This window comes from Pseudomonas promysalinigenes, from assembly GCF_014269025.2.
GTDB classification, from domain to species: Bacteria; Pseudomonadota; Gammaproteobacteria; order Pseudomonadales; family Pseudomonadaceae; genus Aquipseudomonas; species Aquipseudomonas promysalinigenes.
Window position 1 is genome coordinate 1,048,858 of record NZ_CP077094.1, and the last position, 21,706, is coordinate 1,070,563.

Sequence of the window (21,706 nt, forward strand, 5' to 3'; positions counted from 1 at the left end):
TGGCTAAAGACTGGCGGCCATCATAGAACGCCAGTAACAAAATAGGTAGGTGACTAGACCAACGCCCTGTGCCGCTTCCTTCAGCGCGCGGTATACTGCGCGACCATTCGAGGAGGGCCCCATGGTCGAACAAACTGAACTCAACCGGCTTTTCTGGCACAGCCGTCGCGGCATGCTGGAACTGGACGTACTGCTGGTGCCATTCACCCAGGAGGTCTATCCGACCCTGAGCGAAGCTGACCGCGAACTCTATGTGCGCCTGCTGAGCTGTGAAGATCAGGACATGTTCGGCTGGTTCATGGAGCGCACCGAATCTGAAGACCCGGAGCTGCAGCGCATGGTCCGTATCATTCTGGATCGTGTCCAGCCCAAGTGAGTATTTCGACTGCCGCTGGCAGGGCTCGCGCCTGCTGCTGGCGGCTTACCTGGGTTGCCAGGTGCTGGCCCTACTGGCGCTGTGGTTCAGTGCCTTACCCGGGTGGCTTGGGCTGTGCCTGCTGGCCGCTGTCTTCGCCCACGGCTGTTGGGCCATTCCCCATCGTATTCTGCTGACAGCTCCCCGCGCCATTACCGGCTTGCGCCGCAGCGCCACGGGCTGGTGCGTGTACAGCCATGCCCAAGGCTGGCAGCCGGTTCGTTTGTGTCGCGACACTGTGGCACTGCCGGGGTTGGTAGTCTTGCGCTTTGCCAGAGCTGGGCACTGGTTCGGCCAGAGCCAGTGCATACTTGCCGATTCCCTGGCGCCTGACCTGCATCGACGTTTACGGGTGCGGCTGAGGTTCAGCCGGCGCCGCTTCAACGTCAACCTCAAGCCGGAGTGAGAACGGTGTCCTTGGCCTCGGTAAGCATGCTTGGGTAGTCCAGGGTGTAATGCAAACCACGGCTCTCCTTGCGCTGCATCGCCGAGCGGATCATCAGTTCCGCCACCTGTGCCAGGTTGCGCAATTCGATCAAGTCGCGGCTGACCTTGTAATTGCTGTAGAACTCGTCGATTTCATCCAGTAACAGGCGTACGCGGTGTTCGGCGCGCTGCAGGCGCTTGCTGGTGCGTACGATGCCCACGTAGTCCCACATGAAGCGCCGCAACTCGTCCCAGTTGTGCGCGATGATCACGTCTTCGTCCGAGTCGGTCACTTGGCTGGCGTCCCAGCAGGGCAGGGCGTTGGGCATGCTGATCCGGCCAAGGTGCGCCTGGATGTCCGCTGCCGCAGCGCGGCCATACACGAAACATTCCAGTAGCGAATTACTGGCCATGCGGTTGGCGCCGTGCAAGCCAGTGAAGCTGGTTTCGCCGATTGCATACAGTCCCGGTACATCGGTATGCCCGCGCTGGTCGACCACGACGCCGCCGCAGGTGTAATGCGCAGCAGGCACCACCGGGATCGGTTGGCGAGTGATGTCGATGCCAAACCCCAGGCAGCGCTCGTAAACGGTCGGGAAGTGACTTTTGATGAACTCTGCTGGCTTGTGGGTAATGTCCAGATACACACAATCGACACCCAGGCGCTTCATTTCGTGGTCGATGGCGCGCGCGACGATGTCGCGGGGGGCAAGCTCCTCGCGCGGGTCGAAGCGCGGCATGAAACGCTCGCCATTGGGCAGGCGCAACAGCGCACCTTCGCCACGCAGCGCCTCGGTGATCAAGAAGCTCTTGGCTTGCGGGTGATACAGGCAAGTGGGATGAAACTGATTGAATTCCAGGTTGGCCACCCGGCAGCCAGCCCGCCAGGCCATGGCAATGCCGTCACCGCAGGCACCGTCGGGATTGCTGGTATAGAGGTAGACTTTGGCGGCGCCGCCGGTGGCAAGTACTGTGAAGCGCGCGCCGAAAGTGTCGACTTCGCCGCTGTTGCGGTTAAGTACGTAGGCACCCAAGCACCGATCGCCCGGCAGGCCCAGGCGGCGCTCGGTAATCAGGTCCACGGCGACCCGTTGTTCGAGCAGCTCGATGTTCGGGCGCTTGCGCGCTTGTTCCAGCAGCGTGGTGAAGATCGCTGCGCCAGTGGCGTCGGCCGCATGGATGATGCGCCGATGGCTGTGGCCACCCTCACGGGTCAAGTGGAACTCGAAGCCGCCATCATCGACGCTGTAATGTTCGTCGCGGGTAAAAGGCACGCCTTGTTCGATCAGCCATTCAATGGCTTCGCGGCTGTGCTCGACGGTGAAGCGCACAGCGTTTTCATGGCACAACCCGCCACCGGCGTTGAGGGTATCTTCGACATGCGACTGTACGGTGTCGGTATTGTCCAGTACCGCAGCGACCCCACCCTGGGCCCAGAAGGTCGAACCATTGGCCAAGTCGCCTTTGCTCAGCACGGCAATACGCAAGTGGTCCGGAAGGTTCAGTGCCAGGCTAAGGCCGGCTGCGCCGCTGCCGATCACCAGGACATCATGTTGGAATTGTTGGCTCATGTCGGGACACTAGTAATCTTTGGAAAGGGCACGGCACAATAGCCACGTGCAGATGGCAATGTGAAACTATCGTGAATGCTGGCCGGGCTGTATTTATAGCAGCCCGGGGTGGCGAATATCCATGACAGTTGGGGCGTTGCATCAATCTTTGCGGGAACTTTCCGATGCGGCCGGAAATCCTAAGAAGGCTGTCCGCACGCCAGATTATGCCAAGGCGACGCGGGGCGGCAGCTCTATCCGGGCTGACACCTGCGTAATTTGAAACCTGTTTATCGACGTAGCGAGCCGTGATTACGCCGCGTCTTCCGTGCGAGCCGACCGAGGGCCGCAGGAAACTTGCTTGGAGGGGAGAACTTTTGCGCAAAGCCCGAGTCTATGTTTGCAAGCCTCAACAAAGGCTGCTGCAACGCTCCTTCGAGTTCACTGAGGAGTGTTCATGCTAACCCAGGAAGAGGATCAGCAGCTTGTCGAGCGCGTGCAGCGCGGCGACAGGCGAGCGTTCGATCTGTTGGTGCTGAAGTATCAGCACAAGATTCTCGGGTTGATCGTGCGGTTCGTTCACGATACCCACGAAGCCCAGGATGTGGCGCAGGAAGCCTTTATCAAGGCCTACCGCGCGCTTGGCAATTTCCGCGGAGACAGTGCGTTTTATACCTGGCTGTACCGCATCGCCATTAACACGGCGAAGAATTACCTGGTGTCCCGTGGAAGACGGCCGCCAGACAGCGATGTGAGCTCCGAGGATGCGGAGTTTTACGACGGCGATCATGGTCTCAAGGATCTCGAGTCCCCAGAGCGCTCGTTGTTGCGGGATGAAATCGAAGGCACTGTCCATCGCACCATCCAGCAACTGCCAGAAGATTTGCGTACGGCGTTGACCCTGCGTGAATTCGATGGGTTGAGTTATGAAGACATTGCCAGCGTCATGCAATGTCCAGTGGGTACCGTGCGCTCTCGAATCTTCCGCGCTCGGGAGGCCATAGATAAAGCCCTGCAGCCGTTGTTGCAGGAAACCTGAGACAGCGGCGACAGCCAAGAGAGGAACCGTCATGAGTCGTGAAGCTTTGCAGGAATCGCTGTCCGCGGTGATGGATAACGAAGCGGACGAACTGGAATTGCGTCGGGTGTTGAACGCCGTCGACGACGCTGAAACCCGTGCCACCTGGTCGCGTTACCAGGTAGCGCGTGCAGCAATGCACAAGGAGCTGTTGCTGCCTAAACTGGATATCGCCTCGGCAGTATCTGCAGCCCTGGCCGACGAAGCCGTGCCGGCTAAGGTCAAACAAGGCCCGTGGCGCACGATTGGCCGTCTGGCTGTTGCTGCTTCGGTCACCGTAGCGGTGCTGGCAGGCGTGCGGATGTACAACCAGGATGAAATCACTGGCGCGCAGCTCGCTGCCCAGCAACCTGCCCAGCAAGGCCTGACCATGCCACAAACTCAAGGTCCGGCTGTTCTGGCAGGCTACAGTGAAAGCAGTGAGCAGCCGACTGGGCCTATGGCCAACGGCGTGCTGCAGAACCAGGCCGGTTGGGACCAGCGTCTGCCAGGCTATCTGCGCCAGCACGCTCAGGAATCTGCGCTCAAGGGCACTGAAACCGCTCTGCCTTATGCCCGCGCTGCCAGCCTGGAAAACCGCTAAGTAAGGAGGCCCATGCGCGCGCTACCTCTGCTGTCGCTGCTGATTGGCAGCTGCATTGCGGTGCCAGCGTTGGCGGCCAATTCCTCGCCTCAGGCGAGCGAATGGCTGAACAAGCTGGCACGGGCCGAGCAAAAGCAAAGTTATCAAGGCTCTTTCGTCTACGAGCGAAATGGTAGCTTCTCTTCCCACGATATCTGGCATCGCGTTCAGGACGGCCAAGTCAGCGAGCGGTTGCTTCAGCTCGACGGCCCCGCCGAGGAAATCGTGCGCCTGAACGGCAACGTGCAGTGCGTCAGTGGTGCCCTCACTGGCGCAGCCAGCGGATCCAGCAGTCTGCCTGATGCTGCGCCGCACCTTCTCGACCCGCTCAAGCTCATGAGCTGGTATGACCTTGCAATGGCTGGCACGTCCCGAGTGGCCGGGCGTGACGCGGTAATTGTCACGCTGACCCCGCGAGACCAGCATCGCTATGCTTTCGAACTTCATCTGGACCGTCGCACTGGCTTGCCGCTTCGTTCATTGATGCTCAATGACAAAGGGCAGCTACTCGAGCGTTTCCAGATGACGCGTCTGGACACTCAAGACCCACCTAGCGACAAGGACCTGCAGGCCAGTGCCGCCTGCAAACCGATCCAACCCGGCGCTACCACCACCACTACGGCGGTCGCGGGTTGGCGGTCGGACTGGCTGCCGCCTGGCTTCGAGCTGATCAACAGTGCGATGCGCCGTGATTCCGAGCGTAACAGTTCAGTCAGTAGCCTGATGTACGACGATGGCCTGGCTCGTTTTTCGGTTTTTTTGGAACCGGTGAAGGATGATGGCGGTGCCGATGTGCGGACCCAGCTCGGGCCGACCTCCGCTGTATCGCGTCGTTTGAATACCCCAAAAGGAAAAGTGCAGGTCACCGTGGTCGGCGAAATTCCGTTGGGCACCGCGGAGCGTGTAGCGCTGTCGATGCGCCCTCAGGATGCCCAGGCGCGCCAGTGATGGCGTGCATTGTCGGGGCGGTTGCAGGGTTTTTGACGGGCGAATTGGCATGCGGCTGAAATGAAATTAAAGCATTGTCATTTGCAATCTTTCGGCAAATTTTCTATAGGTCAGGCTTCTAGGAGTCTGGCCTTTCCTGCTTTAGGCAGGGCTATTTCCAACTACCGCTCGTTGTGACGGGAGCCGTATGTCAATACCACGCTTGAAATACTACCTAACGATATTCGCCGCCGTGCTCATGCTCGGCCAGGTGCTCACTGCTCAGGCCGATGAAGCCCTGCCGGACTTCACCACCCTGGTTGAGCAAGCCTCGCCGGCAGTAGTGAACATCAGTACCAAGCAGAAGCTGCCTGACCGCGTTGCTGCCGGGCAGATGCCCGACCTCGAAGGCCTGCCACCGATGTTCCGCGAGTTCTTCGAACGTAACATGCCGCAGCAGCCTCGCTCGCCGCGCGGCGATCGTCAGCGCGAGGCCATGTCTCTGGGCTCGGGTTTCATCATCTCCAGTGATGGCTACGTACTGACCAACAACCATGTGGTAGCCGATGCCGACGAGATCATCGTGCGTCTGTCCGACCGCAGTGAGCTGCAGGCCAAGCTGATCGGCACTGACCCACGTACTGACGTAGCGTTGCTGAAGGTCGACGGCAAGAACCTGCCGACCGTCAAGCTTGGTGACTCGGAAAAGCTGAAGGTGGGTGAGTGGGTGCTGGCCATCGGTTCGCCGTTCGGTTTTGACCACTCGGTGACCAAAGGTATCGTCAGTGCCAAAGGGCGTACCCTGCCCAACGATACCTATGTGCCGTTCATCCAGACAGACGTTGCCATCAACCCAGGGAACTCCGGTGGGCCGCTGTTCAACATGAAGGGCGAAGTGGTAGGCATCAACTCGCAAATCTTCACCCGTTCCGGCGGCTTCATGGGCCTGTCGTTCGCGATTCCAATCGATGTTGCCATCGATGTGTCCAATCAGCTGAAGAAAGATGGCAAGGTCAGCCGCGGCTGGTTGGGCGTGGTGATTCAAGAGGTCAACAAGGACCTGGCTGAATCCTTCGGCCTCGACAAGCCTGCAGGTGCTCTGGTCGCCCAGGTACTGGAAAACAGCCCGGCAGCCAAAGGGGGCCTGCAGGTGGGTGATGTAATTCTGAGCATGAACGGCCAACCGATCATCATGTCGGCAGATTTGCCACACTTGGTCGGTAGCCTCAAGGATGGTGAGAAAGCCAAGCTGGAGATCATCCGCAACGGCAAGCGCCAGACCCTGGACGTGGCCGTCGGCCCGATGCCTGACGACGATGCCGATATCGGCACTGGCAGCAGTGCTGATGGCAGCGCCGAGCGTAACAGCAACCGCCTGGGCGTTTCGGTGGCAGACCTGACTGCAGAGCAGAAGAAAACCCTGGAGCTCAAAGGCGGCGTGGTCATCAAGGAAGTACAGGATGGCCCGGCTGCTTTGATCGGGCTGCGCCCAGGTGACGTCATCAGCCACCTGAACAACCAGGCAGTCACTTCGGCCAAACAGTTCACCGAAATCGCCAAGGATCTGCCGAAGAATCGCTCGGTATCGATGCGCGTCCTGCGTCAGGGCCGTGCCAGCTTCATTACCTTCAAACTCGCTGAATAAGCGGGCTTTGCGGGTGACCAGGGGGCAGCTTCGGCTGCCCTTTTTCATGAAAGTTCACAATTGCCAGGGGCAATGCTGTGTACAGTCCGATAGAGGAAACTCCCATATCCCAACAGCTTAAGGTACAATTCCCGGCTATTTTTCGGCGGGCGTCCGGCTCGCAGCCTTTTCCGAGTGTTGACCCGTGAGTGATTTGAGTCATATCCGCAATTTCTCCATCATCGCCCACATCGACCATGGCAAGTCGACGCTGGCCGACCGTTTCATTCAAATGTGCGGTGGCCTGACGGCGCGCGAAATGGAAGCCCAGGTACTGGACTCCATGGATCTGGAGCGCGAGCGCGGTATCACCATCAAGGCCCATAGCGTCACGCTCAATTACAAGGCGCAGGACGGCAAGGTCTACCAGCTCAATTTCATCGACACCCCTGGTCACGTCGACTTCACCTATGAAGTCTCGCGTTCGCTGGCCGCTTGCGAGGGTGCGCTCTTGGTGGTCGATGCAGGCCAAGGCGTCGAAGCCCAGTCGGTTGCCAACTGCTACACGGCCATCGAGCAAGGCCTGGAAGTCATGCCGGTGTTGAACAAGATGGACCTGCCCCAGGCCGACCCGGATCGCGTCAAGGACGAGATCGAGAAGATCATCGGCATCGACGCTACCGACGCCGTTGCCTGCAGTGCCAAAAGCGGCATGGGCGTGGACGAGGTGCTCGAGCGCCTGGTTCATACCATCCCCGCGCCAGAAGGCGATATCGATGCGCCGCTGCAGGCGCTGATCATCGACTCTTGGTTCGACAACTACCTTGGCGTGGTATCGCTGGTGCGTGTGCGCCACGGGCGCGTCAAGAAGGGCGACAAGATTCTGGTCAAATCCACCGGCAAGGTGCATCTGGTCGACAGCGTCGGTGTGTTCACCCCCAAGCACACCCAGACGGCCGACCTCAAAGCTGGTGAGGTGGGCTTCATCATCGGCAGCATCAAGGACATTCACGGTGCGCCGGTGGGCGATACCCTGACCTTGTCCACGACCCCTGAAGTCGAAGTGCTGCCTGGCTTTAAGCGGATCCAGCCGCAGGTCTACGCCGGCCTGTTCCCGGTCAGCTCCGACGACTTCGAGGACTTCCGCGATGCCCTGCAGAAGCTGACCCTCAATGACTCTTCGCTGCAGTACATGCCAGAAAGCTCCGATGCCCTGGGCTTCGGTTTCCGTTGCGGCTTCCTCGGCATGCTGCACATGGAAATCATCCAGGAGCGCCTGGAGCGCGAGTACGACCTGGACCTGATCACCACCGCACCAAGCGTGATCTACGAGCTTGAACTGAAAACCGGTGAAACCATCACCGTCGACAACCCGTCCAAGCTTCCAGATGTATCGGCCGTGGCTGATTTCCGCGAACCGATCGTCACCGCGACCATCCTGGTGCCGCAGGAACACCTGGGTAACGTCATCACCCTGTGCATCGAGAAGCGTGGCGTGCAGCGCGACATGCAGTTCCTCGGCAGCCAGGTGCAGGTGCGCTACGACTTGCCGATGAACGAAGTGGTGCTGGACTTCTTCGACCGCTTGAAGTCGACCAGCCGCGGCTATGCTTCGCTGGACTACCATTTTGATCGCTACCAGTCTGCCAACCTGGTCAAGCTGGACGTACTGATCAACGGCGACAAGGTCGATGCCCTGGCATTGATCGTGCACCGTGACAATGCGGCTTATAAAGGCCGTGCGTTGACTGAGAAGATGAAGGAGCTGATTCCTCGGCAGATGTTCGACGTGGCGATTCAGGCTGCCATCGGTGGCCAGATCATTGCGCGAACGACCGTCAAGGCACTCAGAAAGAACGTACTGGCCAAGTGCTACGGTGGTGACGTCAGCCGTAAGAAGAAACTGCTCGAGAAGCAGAAGGCCGGTAAGAAACGCATGAAACAGGTAGGTAACGTGGAAATTCCACAAGAAGCCTTCCTCGCCGTGCTCAGGTTGGATAGCTAGGTCCTATGTCGCTAAATTTCCCGCTGTTGCTAGTCATCGCCGTTTTCGTCTGCGGTCTGCTGGGCTTGATCGACCTGCTGTTCCTGGCCCCGCGCCGGCGGGCAGCGATCGCCAATTACCAGGGCAGCGTCACTCAGCCAGAAATGGCGGTGGTCGAGCGCCTCAACAAGGAGCCGCTGCTGGTCGAGTACGGTAAGTCGTTCTTCCCGGTGCTGTTCATCGTGCTGGTGCTGCGGTCGTTCCTGGTCGAACCGTTCCAGATCCCTTCGGGGTCGATGAAACCGACTCTGGAAGTGGGCGACTTCATCCTGGTGAACAAGTTCTCCTATGGCATTCGCCTGCCGGTGATCGACAAGAAGGTCATCGAGGTCGGTGACCCGCAACGCGGCGATGTGATGGTGTTCCGCTACCCAAGCGACCCGAACGTCAACTACATCAAGCGGGTAGTGGGCCTGCCGGGCGACACGATCCGTTACACCAGCGACAAGCGGCTGTTCGTCAACGGTCAGCCGATTGCCGAGCAGTTGGTCGGTACCGAGCCTGGAACGTTGGGCAGTGCCGAGCTGTACAAAGAGAAACTTGGCGAAGCCGAGCATCTGATCCGCAAGGAGATGACCCGTTATCGCATGCCGCCGGACCAGCAATGGACCGTGCCGGCTGGCCATTACTTCATGATGGGCGACAACCGCGACAACTCCAATGACAGCCGCTACTGGGATGACCCGAAAATCCCGAAGGAGCTGCATGGGATGGTGCCGGATCGCAACATCGTCGGCAAAGCCTTCGCCGTGTGGATGAGCTGGCCAGAACCCAAGCTCAGCCACTTGCCTAACCTGTCGCGGGTCGGGCTGATCCATTGATACCCTTCGGCGCTGTCCTAAAGACAGCGCCGAATGCATTTCTGACATAGGCTGTGATCTCAGGGAACGAGAGTTTCGCCGCTCGCCGCGACGGACCACAGCCAAACAGTCTTTCAGGATGTTGATTTGAACAACGCGTTGAACAACCTGCGGGTGGCTGCATGAGTGCTTCCCTTGCCCGTCTCGAGCGCAAGCTCGGCTACACCTTCAAGAACCAGGAGCAGATGCTGCTGGCCCTGACCCACCGCAGCTATGCCGGGCGCAATAACGAGCGCCTGGAGTTTCTCGGTGATGCCATTCTCAACTTCGTCGCTGGCGAGGCGCTGTTCGAGCGTTTCCCGCAGGCCCGTGAAGGCCAGTTGTCGCGCTTGCGCGCTCGCCTGGTCAAGGGTGAGACCCTGGCCCGTCTGGCCCGTGGCTTCGACCTGGGCGAGTATCTGCGTCTGGGTTCGGGTGAGCTCAAGAGCGGTGGCTTCCGCCGGGAGTCGATCCTCGCTGACGCCCTCGAGGCGCTGATCGGCGCCATCTACCTGGACGCAGACATGCAGACCGCACGCGAGCGTGTGTTGGCCTGGCTGACCGATGAGTTCGAAGGGCTGACCTTGGTCGACACCAACAAGGACCCGAAAACCCGCCTGCAAGAGTTTCTGCAATCGCGCAGCTGTGAGCTGCCGCGTTACGAAGTGGTCGATATCCAGGGTGAACCGCACTGCCGAACCTTCTTCGTCGAATGCGAAGTAGTGCTGCTGAACAACAAAAGCCGTGGTCAGGGTGTCAGCCGGCGTATCGCCGAGCAGGTCGCCGCCGCCGCTGCATTGATCGCCCTGGGCGTGGAGAATGGCAATGACTGAAAACAATCCGACCCGCTGCGGTTACGTGGCCATTGTCGGCCGCCCCAACGTGGGCAAGTCGACCCTGCTGAACCACATCCTGGGGCAGAAGCTGGCCATCACCTCGCGCAAGCCGCAGACCACTCGTCACAACATGCTCGGTATCAAGACCGAGGGTGAGGTACAGGCGATCTATGTCGACACCCCCGGCATGCACAAGGCCAACGACAAAGCACTGAATCGCTACATGAACCGCAACGCGTCGGCGGCTCTGAAAGACGTCGATGTGGTGATTTTCGTGGTCGATCGCACCCGTTGGACCGACGAGGACCAACTGGTGCTCGAACGTGTGCAGTACGTCACCGGCCCCCTGATCATCGCCGTCAACAAGACTGACCGCATGGAAGAGAAGGCCGAGTTGATCCCGCACCTGCAGTGGCTGCAAGAGCAGTTACCCAACGCTGAGGTGATGCCGATCTCGGCGCAGCAGGGCCACAATCTCGACGCGCTGGAAGCTCAGATCGCCAAGCATCTGCCGGAAAATGACCACTTCTTCCCGGAAGACCAGATCACCGACCGTAGCAGCCGGTTCCTCGCCGCTGAACTGGTGCGCGAGAAAATCATGCGTCAATTGGGTGCGGAGCTTCCGTACCAGATCACCGTGGAAATCGAAGAGTTCAAGCAGCAGGGGCATGTGCTGCACATCCATGCATTGATCCTGGTCGAGCGTGACGGCCAGAAGAAGATCATCATTGGTGACAAGGGCGAGCGCATCAAGCGCATAGGTTCCGAGGCGCGCAAGGACATGGAAGTGCTGTTCGACTCCAAGGTCATGCTCAACCTCTGGGTCAAAGTCAAAGGCGGCTGGTCCGACGATGAGCGCGCCCTGCGTTCGCTGGGCTACGGCGACCTGTAACCGACCCCGATAATCGGCTTACTCTGTGGGGGCGGGTTTACCTGTGAATGCGATGGCGGCTCGACCGCCGCATTCGGCGGTGAACCCGCTCCCACAGTTGTTTGTGAAGCATAGAGATGCCACATGGACCAGCCCACCCCCCAACCGGCCTACGTTCTGCACAGCCGCGCCTACAAGGAAACCAGTGCGCTGGTGGACTTTCTCACGCCCCAAGGCTTGATGCGTGCAGTACTGCGCCGTGCGCGCGGTAAAGGCGGGAGCCTGGTCAGACCATTCGTACCTCTGGAAGTGGAGCTGTACGGTAAGGGTGAGCTGAAGAACGTCAGGCGGCTGGACACCGTTGGTATTGCTGCCTGGTTGCATGGTGATGCGCTGTTCAGTGGGTTGTACCTCAATGAACTATTGATGCGCCTGCTGCCGGCTGAGGCACCGCAACCGGAGTTGTTCGAGCATTACGCCTTGACCTTGCAGGCATTGGCCCAAGGACGTCCCTTGGAGCCGCTGCTGCGCACCTTCGAGTGGCGGCTGCTGGAGGACCTGGGCTACACCTTCTCGCTCAGCCATGACATCAACGACGACCTGATCCAAGCCGATGGTACTTACCGCCTGCGAGTCGATGCGGGCCTTGAGCGCGTGCACCTCGCCCAGCCTGGGCTGTTCAAGGGTACCGAGTTGCTGGCTCTGGCCCAGGCCGACTGGGAAGCACCGGGTGCCTTGCTTGCGGCCAAGCGCTTGATGCGCCAGGCATTGGCGGTACATTTGGGGCCAAAACCGCTGGTCAGTCGGGAATTGTTTCGCAAGCGCTGAGCACGTCGTATGCTGTGTGGCTCAAACTTCAGGAGAGCCTTTCGTGACTCACAGCAACCGCATGCTCCTCGGCGTCAACATCGACCACGTGGCGACTTTGCGCCAGGCCCGCGGCACCCGCTACCCGGACCCGGTCAAGGCTGCGCTGGATGCCGAGGAAGCAGGCGCCGATGGTATTACCGTACACCTGCGTGAAGACCGCCGGCACATCCAGGAGCGCGACGTCCTGCTGCTCAAGGACGTGCTGCAAACGCGCATGAACTTCGAAATGGGCGTCACCGAAGAGATGATGGCCTTCGCCGAACAGATCCGCCCGGCGCACATCTGCCTGGTACCCGAGACCCGTCAGGAGCTGACTACCGAGGGTGGCCTGGACGTGGCCGGCCAGGAAGCTCGGATCAAGGCGGCGGTCGAACGCCTGTCGCGTACCGGCGCTGAAGTTTCACTGTTCATCGACGCCGACGAGCGGCAGATCGAGGCGTCGCGTCGGGTCGGCGCACCGGCCATCGAGCTGCATACCGGGCGCTACGCCGATGCCCATACCCCCACCGAGGTGGCCGAGGAACTGCAGCGCATCGTCGATGGCGTGGCGTTTGGCGTCGGCCAGGGGCTGATCGTCAATGCCGGCCATGGCCTGCACTACCACAACGTCGAAGCCGTGGCTGCGATCAAAGGCATCAATGAGCTCAACATCGGTCATGCGCTGGTCGCCCATGCCTTGTTCGTAGGCTTCAAAGCGGCCGTGGCCGAGATGAAGGCGCTTATCGTCGCAGCAGCGCGCTGAGCCTTCTGCGACCTCAGCAGCCCTCACGGCCCCCGCCCGAAGTTACTTGCGTGCCAACAGAGTAGCGCGACGTGGGGCCGGCAGGCCTTCGATGGTTTTGCCGTGATCATTCGGGTCGAGGAAATCGCTTAGCGACTGGTAGCGCATCCATTCGGTACTGCGCTGTTCCTCGACGCTGGTGACGCTCACGTCCACGCAGCGCACATCGCTGAAGCCTGCGCGGCGCAACCAGCGTTCCAGGGCCGGAACCGACGGCAAAAACCACACATTGCGCATCTGCGCGTAGCGATCTTCAGGCACCAGCACCTGGTTTTCGTCCCCCTCGATCACCAAGGTTTCCAGCACCAGCTCGCCGCCCTTGACCAGGCAATCCTTGAGCGCCAGCAGGTGTTCGATGGGCGAGCGGCGGTGGTAGAACACGCCCATGGAAAACACCGTGTCGAAACCTTCAAGGTTTGCTGGCAGTTCTTCCAAGGCCAACGGCAGATGCCAGGCGGGCAGTTCGGGCAGGTAGCGCTGCACGGCCTGGAACTGGCAGAAGAACAGCCAGTTGGGGTCGACGCCGATGACCATGTCTGCGCCTGCGCCCAGCATCCGCCACTGGTAGTAGCCGTTGCCGCAGCCGACATCGAGCACCCGCTTGCCTTTGAGATCCAGGTGCGGGCCTACCCGCGACCACTTCCAGTCCGAGCGCCATTCAGTATCGACGTGCACCCCGAACAGGTCGAATGGGCCCTTGCGCCAAGGCGACAGGCCCATCAGCGCCTGGCGCATCTGTGCACGGGTAGCGTCGTCGCACGGGCAGTCCAGGCGTAAGCCGTCGACCAGGTCGATGACGCTTGGCTGCAGGGCTGGCAGCGCCTCGAGCGCCCCGCGCCAGCGGTCAAGGTCGCCGTGTCCTTTTTCCAGCTTGGCTTGAAGTTGAGCTTGCAGGCCTTGGGACCACGCAGCCAGAGGGGTGCCCGCCAGGCGGCGGATAAGTGGAGACAGATCAATCATGGCAGGGCTATCAGCGAGGCGAAATTGAGGCATTGGAACCAGGGCACCACGTTGCCGAAGCCCGCCGCGTGCAGGCGTTCCTTATGGGCTTCGAGGGTGTCTGGCTTCATCACGTTTTCGATGGCGGTGCGCTTCTGGGCGATTTCCAGTTCGCTGTAGCCATTGGCCCGCTTGAAGTCCAAGTGCAGGTCATTGAGCAGGTCGTGCTGGTCTTCATCGGCGAAGCACAGCTTTTCAGAGAGGATCAGCGCCCCACCTGGCAGCAGCGCTTGGCGGATCTGGCCAAGCAGTGCCAGGCGTCGTTCCGGGGCGATGAATTGCAGCGTGAAGTTCATCGCCACTACCGAGGCAGGTTGCAGGGGCAGGGTGAGGATGTCGGCCTCCAGCACCTCGACCGGCAGCAATTCCTGGAACATCGAGTCCTGGGCGGTGAGGTACTGGCGGCAACGCTCGACCATGGCGGCGGAATTGTCCACTGCGATTACCCGGCAACCGTCGCTGCGCACATGCCGTCGCAGCGACTGGGTCACGGCACCCAGGGAAGCCCCGAGGTCGTACAGCGCGGTGTGGGGCTGGGCGAAGCGGGCGGCCAGCACGCCGAGGTTCTCGACGATGGTCGGGTAACCTGGAACCGAACGCTTGATCATGTCCGGGAACACGCGCACTACGTCCTCGTTGAACACGAAGTCGGGAACTTGCTCCAGGGGTTGGGCGAATAGGCGGTCGGGCTGTTTACTCACGGTGAATCCAGGCGGCTGACGATATGCAGGGCCGGCATTCTAGCCAAACCGCCGCATCGATGCATGATTGGCTGACCAGCGCTTGGCGATCAATGCACCAGTATCGCGCAATCGAAGGTCTGCACCGGGCGTACTTCCGGGGCCCAGGGTTGTTGGTAAATCAGCACCAAGTGCCCTTCACCGGCGGCGCGGGCCTGGTAGCGCCAGGTGGAGATGCCCGAACTGCCAACCAGGCCGGCGTCCTCTGGGGCGCTGTATACCTCGGGGCCTAGACTCTGCAGCACGTTGGACGCAGGGTTCTGCACCAGCCAGCGGTAACCGGTGGTGGGGTTGCTGGGCAGCGTCAGCGTAAGGCTCTGGCCGACCTGCAAGCGCTTGGGACATTCGCTTTCGGCGTCCAGTTCGACGGCATTTTTCGGCTGCTGGGCGCAGGCGGCGAGCAGGGCGAGGCTCAGGGGAACGAGCAGACGAGGTGCGGTCATGGGAGCTCCAGAGGCTGGCGATGGCCTGAGGATAACCGAAGAATGAAAGATTTTGTGCTGCCGATGCCAGGCTCTGCGCGGGTGACCACCTTAGGCAGTGGCGACCTCATGCGAGCAACTGCCTTGGCTATTTATGCCGGCCTCTTCGCGGCTTGTGCCGCGAGGAGGCCAGGACACCTCAGAACAGCACTTTGGCCACGTCTGCAAAGCGCTTGGCGAAATGCACCGTCAGGCCCTCGCGCAGGTAATCGGGCAGTTCCTCGAAGTCCCCACGATTGGGCTCGGGCAGAATTAGCTCGAAAATCTTCTGCCGCCGCGCTGCGATCACCTTCTCGCGTACGCCTCCGATAGGCAGTACCTGGCCGGTGAGGGTGAGTTCCCCAGTCATGGCTACGCCTTTCTTCGGCGCCTGATCGCGGGCAAGCGATAGCAGCGCACTGGCCATGGTGATGCCGGCACTGGGGCCATCTTTTGGCGTAGCGCCTTCAGGCACGTGCAGGTGGATGAAGGCTTCGTTGAAGAACCCTGGGTCACCGCCGAACTGCTTGAGGTTGGAGCTGACGTAACTGTAAGCAATTTCAGCAGATTCCTTCATCACATCGCCGAGCTTGCCGGTCAGCTTGAAGCCGCGGTTCAGGGTATGGATGCGCGTTGCCTCGATCGGCAAGGTGGCGCCACCCATGCTGGTCCAGGCAAGGCCAGTGATCACGCCTTTGCCAGCCAGCACCTGCTCGCTGCGGAACACCGGCATGCCCAAGGCCGCCTCCAGGTCCTTGTTGCCGATCTTGAGCTTGGCATCTGGGTCTTCCAGCAGCTTGACCACCGATTTGCGTACCAGCTTGCCCAATTGTTTTTCCAGTTGGCGCACGCCGGCTTCCCGGGCATACCCTTCGATAACCGTGCGCAGGGCGCTGTCGCTGATGCTCAGGCTGGTCTTGGCGACCCCGGCCTTTTCCAGCTGCTTGGGCCACAAGTGGCGCTTGGCGATGGCCAGTTTCTCTTCGGTGATATAACCGGACAGGCGAATCACCTCCATGCGGTCGAGCAAGGGCCCGGGGATGGAGTCGAGGGTGTTGGCGGTGCACACGAACAGCACCTTGGACAGGTCCAGGCGCAGGTCCAGGTAATGGTCGAGGAAATCGACGTTCTGTTCCGGGTCGAGGGTTTCCAACAGCGCCGATGCCGGGTCCCCTTGGTAGCTCTGGCCCATCTTGTCGATTTCGTCGAGCATGATGACCGGGTTCATCACCTCCACATCCTTGAGCGCCTGCACCAGTTTGCCCGGTTGCGCGCCGATGTACGTGCGACGGTGGCCCTTGATCTCGGCTTCGTCACGCATGCCACCGACGCTGAACCGATAGAACGGCCGGCCGAGGGATTCGGCAATGGATTTACCGATGCTGGTCTTGCCGACCCCTGGAGGGCCCACCAGCAGTACGATGGAGCCGCTGATTTCGCCCTTCCAGGCGCCAACGGCGAGAAACTCCAGGATGCGCTCTTTGATGTCGTCCAGCCCGGCGTGGTGCTGGTCGAGCACCTTGCGTGCGTGCTTGAGGTCGAGCTTGTCCTTGCCATAAACACCCCAGGGCAGGGCAGTGGCCCAGTCCAGGTAGTTACGGGTCACGGCGTACTCGGGCGAGCCGGTTTCGAGAATCGCCAGCTTGCCCATTTCTTCATCGATACGCTTCTTGGCCTGTTCGGGCAGTTTCTTGCCAGCCAGGCGCTGCTCGAATTGCTCGATATCGGCGCTGCGGTCATCTTTGGTCAGGCCCAGCTCCTGCTGGATGACCTTGAGCTGCTCCTTGAGGAAAAACTCGCGCTGATGCTCGCCAATCTGCCGGTTCACCTCGGCTGAGATTTCGTTCTGCAAGCGCGCGACTTCCACCTCTTTGCGCAGCATCGGCAAGACCTTCTCCATGCGTTTGAGCATGGGGACGCAGTCAAGGACTTCCTGCAGCTGATTGCCGGTGGCAGAGGTCAGCGCGGCGGCGAAGTCGGTGAGCGGTGACGGGTCGTTGGGGCTGAAGCGGTTGAGGTAGTTCTTCAGCTCTTCGCTGTACAGCGGATTGAGCGGCAGCAGCTCTTTGATCGCGTTGATCAGGGCCATGCCGTACGCCTTGACCTCGTCGGTGGGCTCGGCAGGCTGGCGCGGGTACTCGACCTCAACCAGGTAGGGCGGGCGGTGATGCTTGAGCCAGGTACGGATGCGCACCCGGGTCAGGCCCTGGGCCACGAACTGCAATTTGCCGTTTTCCCGGCTAGCGTGGTGCACCTTGACCAGGGTGCCGTATTCCGGCAACGCCGAAGTGTCGAAATGACGATGGTCTTCCGGCGGGGTGTCCATGAAGAACAGTGCCAGCGAGTGGTGCTCGGTCTTGGCGACCAGGTCGAGGGTTTCGGCCCAGGGCTCTTCATTGACGATCACCGGCAGCACTTGCGCCGGGAAGAACGGGCGATTGTGGATGGGGATCACATAGACCTTGTCCGGCAACTGCTGGCCGGGCAGGGCCAGGGCGTGGCCGGTACTGGCCGGGGTGTCGGATTGGTCGATTGCGCTGTGTTCGTCAGGGTGTTCGGGGAAATCCTGCTGGTCGCTCATGGGGCACCTGCGTGAATGACTATGGTGCTTAGATGGGGCGCAGGGGGATCGGTTTCAATGGTCTAGCGAGGTGTGAAGTTGCTCGACAGCAGATGAGCTGCCCGCAAAGGGAAGAGGCCCCTACAGGGCTGTGCCTGTAGGGGCTGCATGGCTTAGTCGGGAAGTTTGTAAGCGATGATGTAATCGCCCATTTTGGTGCCGAGCGAGCCGTGGCCGCCGGCGACGATCAGCACATACTGCTTGCCGTCCTTGCCTGTGTAGGTCATCGGTGTGGCTTGGCCACCCGCTGGCAGGCGAGCCTTCCAGATTTCCTTGCCATTGTTCACGTCATAGGCACGCAGATACTGGTCCAAGGTACCGCTTAGGAAGCCGACGCCACCTGCGGTGACGATCGAGCCGCCCATGCTTGGCACGCCTACCGGCATACCGATCGGTACTGGGGTGCTATCACGGGTGGTGCCATTTTTGTGTTTCCACACGACCTTGTTGGTGAACAGGTCGATGGCGGCGACATAGCCCCAGGCTGGCGCCTGGCATGGGATGCCCAGCGGCGACATGAACGGGTGCATGGTCACCGCGTACGGAGCGCCGGTATTGGGCTGCACACCACTGGTTTCACTTTCGCGTTTGCTGCCAGCGGCCACTTGCTCGCGCGGCACCATTTTCGATACGAAGGCCATGTAGTTGGGCGAGGTGAACAGCAGCTGGCGCACTGGGTCGACCGATACGCTGCCCCAGTTGAAGACGCCGACGTTGCCTGGGTATACCAGGGTGCCCTGCTCGGATGGCGGCGTGTACTGGCCTTCATAGCGCAGTTCGCGGAACTGGATGCGGCACAGCATCTGGTCGAAGGGTGTGGCACCCCACATGGCCTGTTCGGTCAGCTCTGGGCCAAGCAGGTTGAGGTCGGAACGGGCCTGGGTTGGAGCGGTGTGGTCACCTTTGACCGCGCCTTGCGGCACCGGGATCTCGCGAATCGGCACGATCGGCGTGCCGTCGCGGCGGTCGAGCACGTACAGGCTACCTTGCTTGGTCGGCACAATGATGGCCGGCTTCACGCCTTCTTTGGTCTTCAAGTGGACCAGCGTTGGCTGGCTGCCGACGTCCATATCCCACAGGTCGTGATGGGTGAACTGGTAGTTCCAGCGGGCTTTGCCGGTAGCAAGGTCAAGTGCGACCACGCCGGCGCTGTACTTCTCGGCGCCGGGGGTACGGTCGGCGCCCCATTGGTCAGGGGTCTGGTTGCCCAGGGGCAGGTAGACCATGCCAAGGTCTTCATCGACGCTGGCCAGCGACCACATGTTGGCCGAGTTGCGGCTGTACATCTTGCCAGGGGCCAATGGCTTGGTGTCGTCCGGGTTGTTGCTGTCCCAGTTCCACACCAGGTGACCATCATGCACGTCGTAGGCACGGATCACACCCGAAGGCTCGTTGGTCGACTCGTTGTCGGTGACGTGGCCACCGATGATCACCAGGCTGCGGGTGACGGCTACCGGCGAAGTGGAGTAGTAGCCGCCCGCAGTGAATGGGCCGATACCGGTGGTCAGGTCAATTGCGCCCTGGTTGGCGAAGCCTTCGCAGACCTTGCCGTTGTCGGCGTTGATGGCGATCAGGCGGGCGTCGGCGGTGGGCAGATAGAGACGGCGTGGGCAGGCTTGTGCCACGGCCTGACCGGCATCCGATACCTTCGGCGCCGGGCTGCCGTCGCGGCTGACGTAACTGTTCTCGTCGTAGTACGAAACGCCGCGGCAGGTCATGTGGGCGAAGCCCTTGAAGGTGCCGACCGGGGTCTTGATCTGCGGGTCGTAGCGCCAGATCTCGGCTCCGGTATCCGGGTCCAGTGCCAACACCTTGCTGTGGGCGGTGCAGGCATACAACATGCCGTTGGCCTTGAGCGGGGTGTTTTCGTTGGTCAGCTCGACCGGGTCGTTATCCGTCGGCAGATCGCCAGTGCGGATGCGCCAGGCTTCTTCCAGACGGTAGGCATTTTGTGGGGTGATCTGGCGCAACGGCGAATAGCGGTCACCATGCTCGGTTCGGCCGTAAGCCTGCCAGTCGCCATCCGGCATGGCCGGTGCAGCGGCGCCCATTTCACTGCTGTCGCGGCCCAGCTCGCCGAACACTTCACCTGGGTGAGTGAACTGGCTACCCAAGGCGCAAGCACCCGAAGCCAGCACGGCAACGCTGAGCAATGCGGTGTTGGCTTTGGCAGCGGGGCCGATCAGTGGGCGACGAGCCCACGGTAGCAGCAGCACCACGCCAATGGCGAACCAGATGGCCAGGCGCGGCACCAGTTGCCACCAGTCCAGGCCCACTTCGTGCAAGGCCCAGGCAGTGCTGCCCAGCAACACCAGGCCATAAAGGCCCAGGCCAAGGCGGCGGCTGGCCAGCAACAGGGCGCCCGATACGGCAAAGCCGAGACCGGCGATCAGGTAGTACAGCGATCCGCCCAGTTGGCTCAGCTTGATGCCGCCGGCCAGCAAGGCCAGGCCCATCAGCAGCAGCAGCACGCCCATCAGGCGCGGGAGCCAGCGGGTTCCTGGATTGGCACCGTCAGTGCTCATTTTAGGTTCTCCGTTATGTGAAGTTGGTCAGTTTGAATGGGGTCAGAATGTGCTTTGAATCTTGAGGCCGCCGACCAGCGCGTCGTCGACGTGCGATACCCCGCCCGGATGGCGGATGTACTGAAGGTTAGGGCGCACGGTGAGCCAATTGGCCAAGTGAATGCCGTAATAGAGCTCGGCGCTGTACTCGGTGTCTTGCACCGGCAGGTAGCCTGGGTTGTCGTAGTCGTCCAGGCCGGCCACCTGGTTGGCCAGGCGGGCGTTTTTGCGGTAGGCGGGGTTGGCGTGCACGCGGGCAAGAGCAAAGCCAATGTCGTCCTTGGCGCGGGCGTCAAAGGGGCCTTTGTAAACCAGTCCTGCTTGAACATAGTTATCGATGACATTGGTTTTCTTGTCGTGCATCGTGGCGTTAGCGAACAGGCTCAGGCCGCGTGACTGGTCGGATGCCAGCGAAGTGATCTGCTGCTGCGCTCCAAGCCACACGCCATGCTTGCTCGAACTGCTGCGGTAGGCGGCGCCACTGAGGGCGGCCGGCTGGCCGTTGCTGTCCTTCAGAACATCCTGTGCCTTGGCATTACTGTAGTAGTAGCCGGCGCGATATTCCCCTTTCAGGCCTTTGACGTGTGGGCTCCACACCAGTTCGATCGGCATTACAGCACCTTGCGTGCCGCTGCCGCTGAGCTTGAAACCATTGCCTGATTCAAGGTTGGACGGGTTCTGCTCGTAGACGCCAACCTGGGCATACAGCGCGGGGGTCAGGTCATAGCGCACGCGCATCGCCCACTGGCTGACCGGCCAGTTGTACCAGATGCCGCCCACCCAGTTGCCTACCTGCGAGCCACAGAAGGCCAGGTTCTGGAAGTCGCACGGGAAACTGTTGAAGTCCTCGCCTTCGCCGAAGCGGCCGACTTTAACGTCCAGGGCGCCATCGAAATACTTCTGCTTGATCCACATCTGCGTCAGCCGCCAGGTCTGGCCACGGCCCCAGACTTCCTGGGCAGAGGTAAAACCGCCGACACGAGGGTCGTTGATACGGTCGTTGCTGATGTTGTCACCATGGCGTTCGGTGACGGTCAGCTGGGCCTCGGTGTCGTTCCAGCCGAGGATCTTTTGCAGGTCCAGATGGCTGGTGAAGGTGAATTGGTCGCTGTAACGCGCTGTGCGGTCATGATCAAACCCGCCATGCAGGTTGCTGCCCATCTCGCCGGTGTAGCCGAGGGTGAAGTCGTAGCCTTGCGCTTGCAGCGCGCTGCGGGTGCCGCCCCAGTCGCCAAACATCCAGGGTGAGTCCTGGGTGAATGCGTCGCTGGCATTGGCTGTGGCGGGTAGGCCTGCAGCCAGGGCGATGAAAGCCAGGCTGGTGTAGCGGGGTTTGGGCAGTTGGAACATGAGATAGCGCTGTCTTTTTGATTTTTGAGAAAACGGCAAGCGCATCGAGGAGGTAACTCTTCGATGGTGATGGCTTATAGGTATGTTGG

General features: G+C 60.9%; 19 protein-coding genes. 12 read left to right on the forward strand and 7 right to left on the reverse strand.

The window, feature by feature from the left end; translation table 11 throughout:
* Positions 1 to 121 precede the first annotated feature (121 nt).
* A complete protein-coding gene (locus HU725_RS04920; protein ID WP_008094993.1) occupies positions 122 to 376 on the forward strand; it encodes an FAD assembly factor SdhE in 255 nt (84 codons plus the stop codon).
* Complete coding sequence (locus HU725_RS04925; protein WP_186477563.1) at positions 360 to 821, forward strand: protein YgfX; 462 nt, start codon at positions 360 to 362, stop codon at positions 819 to 821. Before HU725_RS04920 ends, HU725_RS04925 begins: the two co-directional genes overlap by 17 nt.
* Here HU725_RS04925 and nadB read toward each other — a convergent pair.
* A complete protein-coding gene (gene nadB, locus HU725_RS04930) occupies positions 808 to 2,412 on the reverse strand; it encodes an L-aspartate oxidase (protein ID WP_186477564.1) in 1,605 nt (534 codons plus the stop codon). The genes HU725_RS04925 and nadB overlap by 14 nt on opposite strands.
* Positions 2,413 to 2,848: 436 nt before the next feature.
* Here nadB and rpoE point away from each other — a divergent pair, with 436 nt between their 5' ends.
* The 10 genes from rpoE (at position 2,849) to pdxJ (ending at position 12,844) form a co-directional block, all read left to right on the forward strand.
* Entirely contained in the window at positions 2,849 to 3,430 is a 582-nt protein-coding gene (gene rpoE, locus HU725_RS04935) for an RNA polymerase sigma factor RpoE/AlgU (protein WP_003252049.1), read from the forward strand.
* Positions 3,431 to 3,461: 31 nt separating this feature from the next.
* On the forward strand, positions 3,462 to 4,052 hold the full coding sequence (locus HU725_RS04940) for a sigma-E factor negative regulatory protein (protein ID WP_186477565.1): 591 nt from the start codon (positions 3,462 to 3,464) through the stop codon (positions 4,050 to 4,052).
* Between the two features lie 12 nt (positions 4,053 to 4,064).
* A complete protein-coding gene (locus tag HU725_RS04945; protein ID WP_186477566.1) occupies positions 4,065 to 5,039 on the forward strand; it encodes a MucB/RseB C-terminal domain-containing protein in 975 nt (324 codons plus the stop codon).
* 238 nt (positions 5,040 to 5,277) lie between these two features.
* Positions 5,278 to 6,663 (forward strand): DegQ family serine endoprotease, encoded by a 1,386-nt coding sequence (locus tag HU725_RS04950; RefSeq protein WP_397467539.1) that lies wholly within the window; start codon positions 5,278 to 5,280, stop codon positions 6,661 to 6,663.
* Between the two features lie 184 nt (positions 6,664 to 6,847).
* Positions 6,848 to 8,647 carry a translation elongation factor 4 gene (gene lepA / locus HU725_RS04955; RefSeq protein WP_060477883.1) on the forward strand — a complete coding sequence of 600 codons (1,800 nt, stop codon included), beginning with the start codon at positions 6,848 to 6,850 and terminating at the stop codon, positions 8,645 to 8,647.
* 5 nt (positions 8,648 to 8,652) lie between these two features.
* Positions 8,653 to 9,507, forward strand: coding sequence for a signal peptidase I (gene lepB, locus HU725_RS04960; RefSeq protein WP_060477882.1), 855 nt, complete (start codon positions 8,653 to 8,655; stop codon positions 9,505 to 9,507).
* A gap of 161 nt (positions 9,508 to 9,668) precedes the next feature.
* On the forward strand, positions 9,669 to 10,358 hold the full coding sequence (gene rnc, locus HU725_RS04965; protein WP_060477881.1) for a ribonuclease III: 690 nt from the start codon (positions 9,669 to 9,671) through the stop codon (positions 10,356 to 10,358).
* Positions 10,351 to 11,253, forward strand: coding sequence for a GTPase Era (era, locus tag HU725_RS04970; RefSeq protein ID WP_060477880.1), 903 nt, complete (start codon positions 10,351 to 10,353; stop codon positions 11,251 to 11,253). Before rnc ends, era begins: the two co-directional genes overlap by 8 nt.
* Before the next feature lie 123 nt (positions 11,254 to 11,376).
* Positions 11,377 to 12,060 (forward strand): DNA repair protein RecO, encoded by a 684-nt coding sequence (recO, locus tag HU725_RS04975; protein ID WP_186477568.1) that lies wholly within the window; start codon positions 11,377 to 11,379, stop codon positions 12,058 to 12,060.
* Between the two features lie 61 nt (positions 12,061 to 12,121).
* Positions 12,122 to 12,844, forward strand: coding sequence for a pyridoxine 5'-phosphate synthase (pdxJ, locus tag HU725_RS04980; protein ID WP_189658018.1), 723 nt, complete (start codon positions 12,122 to 12,124; stop codon positions 12,842 to 12,844).
* A gap of 42 nt (positions 12,845 to 12,886) precedes the next feature.
* On the opposite strand, the gene cmoB is transcribed toward pdxJ, so the two are convergent.
* From cmoB to HU725_RS05010, 6 genes are all read right to left on the reverse strand, one after another.
* On the reverse strand, positions 12,887 to 13,843 hold the full coding sequence (gene cmoB / locus HU725_RS04985) for a tRNA 5-methoxyuridine(34)/uridine 5-oxyacetic acid(34) synthase CmoB (RefSeq protein ID WP_060477877.1): 957 nt from the start codon (positions 13,841 to 13,843) through the stop codon (positions 12,887 to 12,889).
* Complete coding sequence (gene cmoA / locus HU725_RS04990) at positions 13,840 to 14,583, reverse strand: carboxy-S-adenosyl-L-methionine synthase CmoA (RefSeq protein WP_186477569.1); 744 nt, start codon at positions 14,581 to 14,583, stop codon at positions 13,840 to 13,842. The genes cmoB and cmoA overlap by 4 nt, the downstream gene beginning before the upstream one ends.
* An 89-nt stretch (positions 14,584 to 14,672) precedes the next feature.
* Complete coding sequence (locus HU725_RS04995) at positions 14,673 to 15,065, reverse strand: protease inhibitor I42 family protein (protein WP_186477570.1); 393 nt, start codon at positions 15,063 to 15,065, stop codon at positions 14,673 to 14,675.
* Between the two features lie 178 nt (positions 15,066 to 15,243).
* The gene (gene lon / locus HU725_RS05000) at positions 15,244 to 17,664 is read right to left on the reverse strand and encodes an endopeptidase La (RefSeq protein ID WP_060477874.1); all 2,421 of its coding nucleotides are present in this window, start codon (positions 17,662 to 17,664) and stop codon (positions 15,244 to 15,246) included.
* 152 nt (positions 17,665 to 17,816) lie between these two features.
* A complete protein-coding gene (locus tag HU725_RS05005) occupies positions 17,817 to 20,228 on the reverse strand; it encodes a glucose/quinate/shikimate family membrane-bound PQQ-dependent dehydrogenase (RefSeq protein WP_186477571.1) in 2,412 nt (803 codons plus the stop codon).
* A 42-nt stretch (positions 20,229 to 20,270) separates the two neighbouring features.
* Positions 20,271 to 21,617 (reverse strand): carbohydrate porin, encoded by a 1,347-nt coding sequence (locus HU725_RS05010; protein WP_186477572.1) that lies wholly within the window; start codon positions 21,615 to 21,617, stop codon positions 20,271 to 20,273.
* Between the last annotated feature and the right edge of the window lie 89 nt (positions 21,618 to 21,706).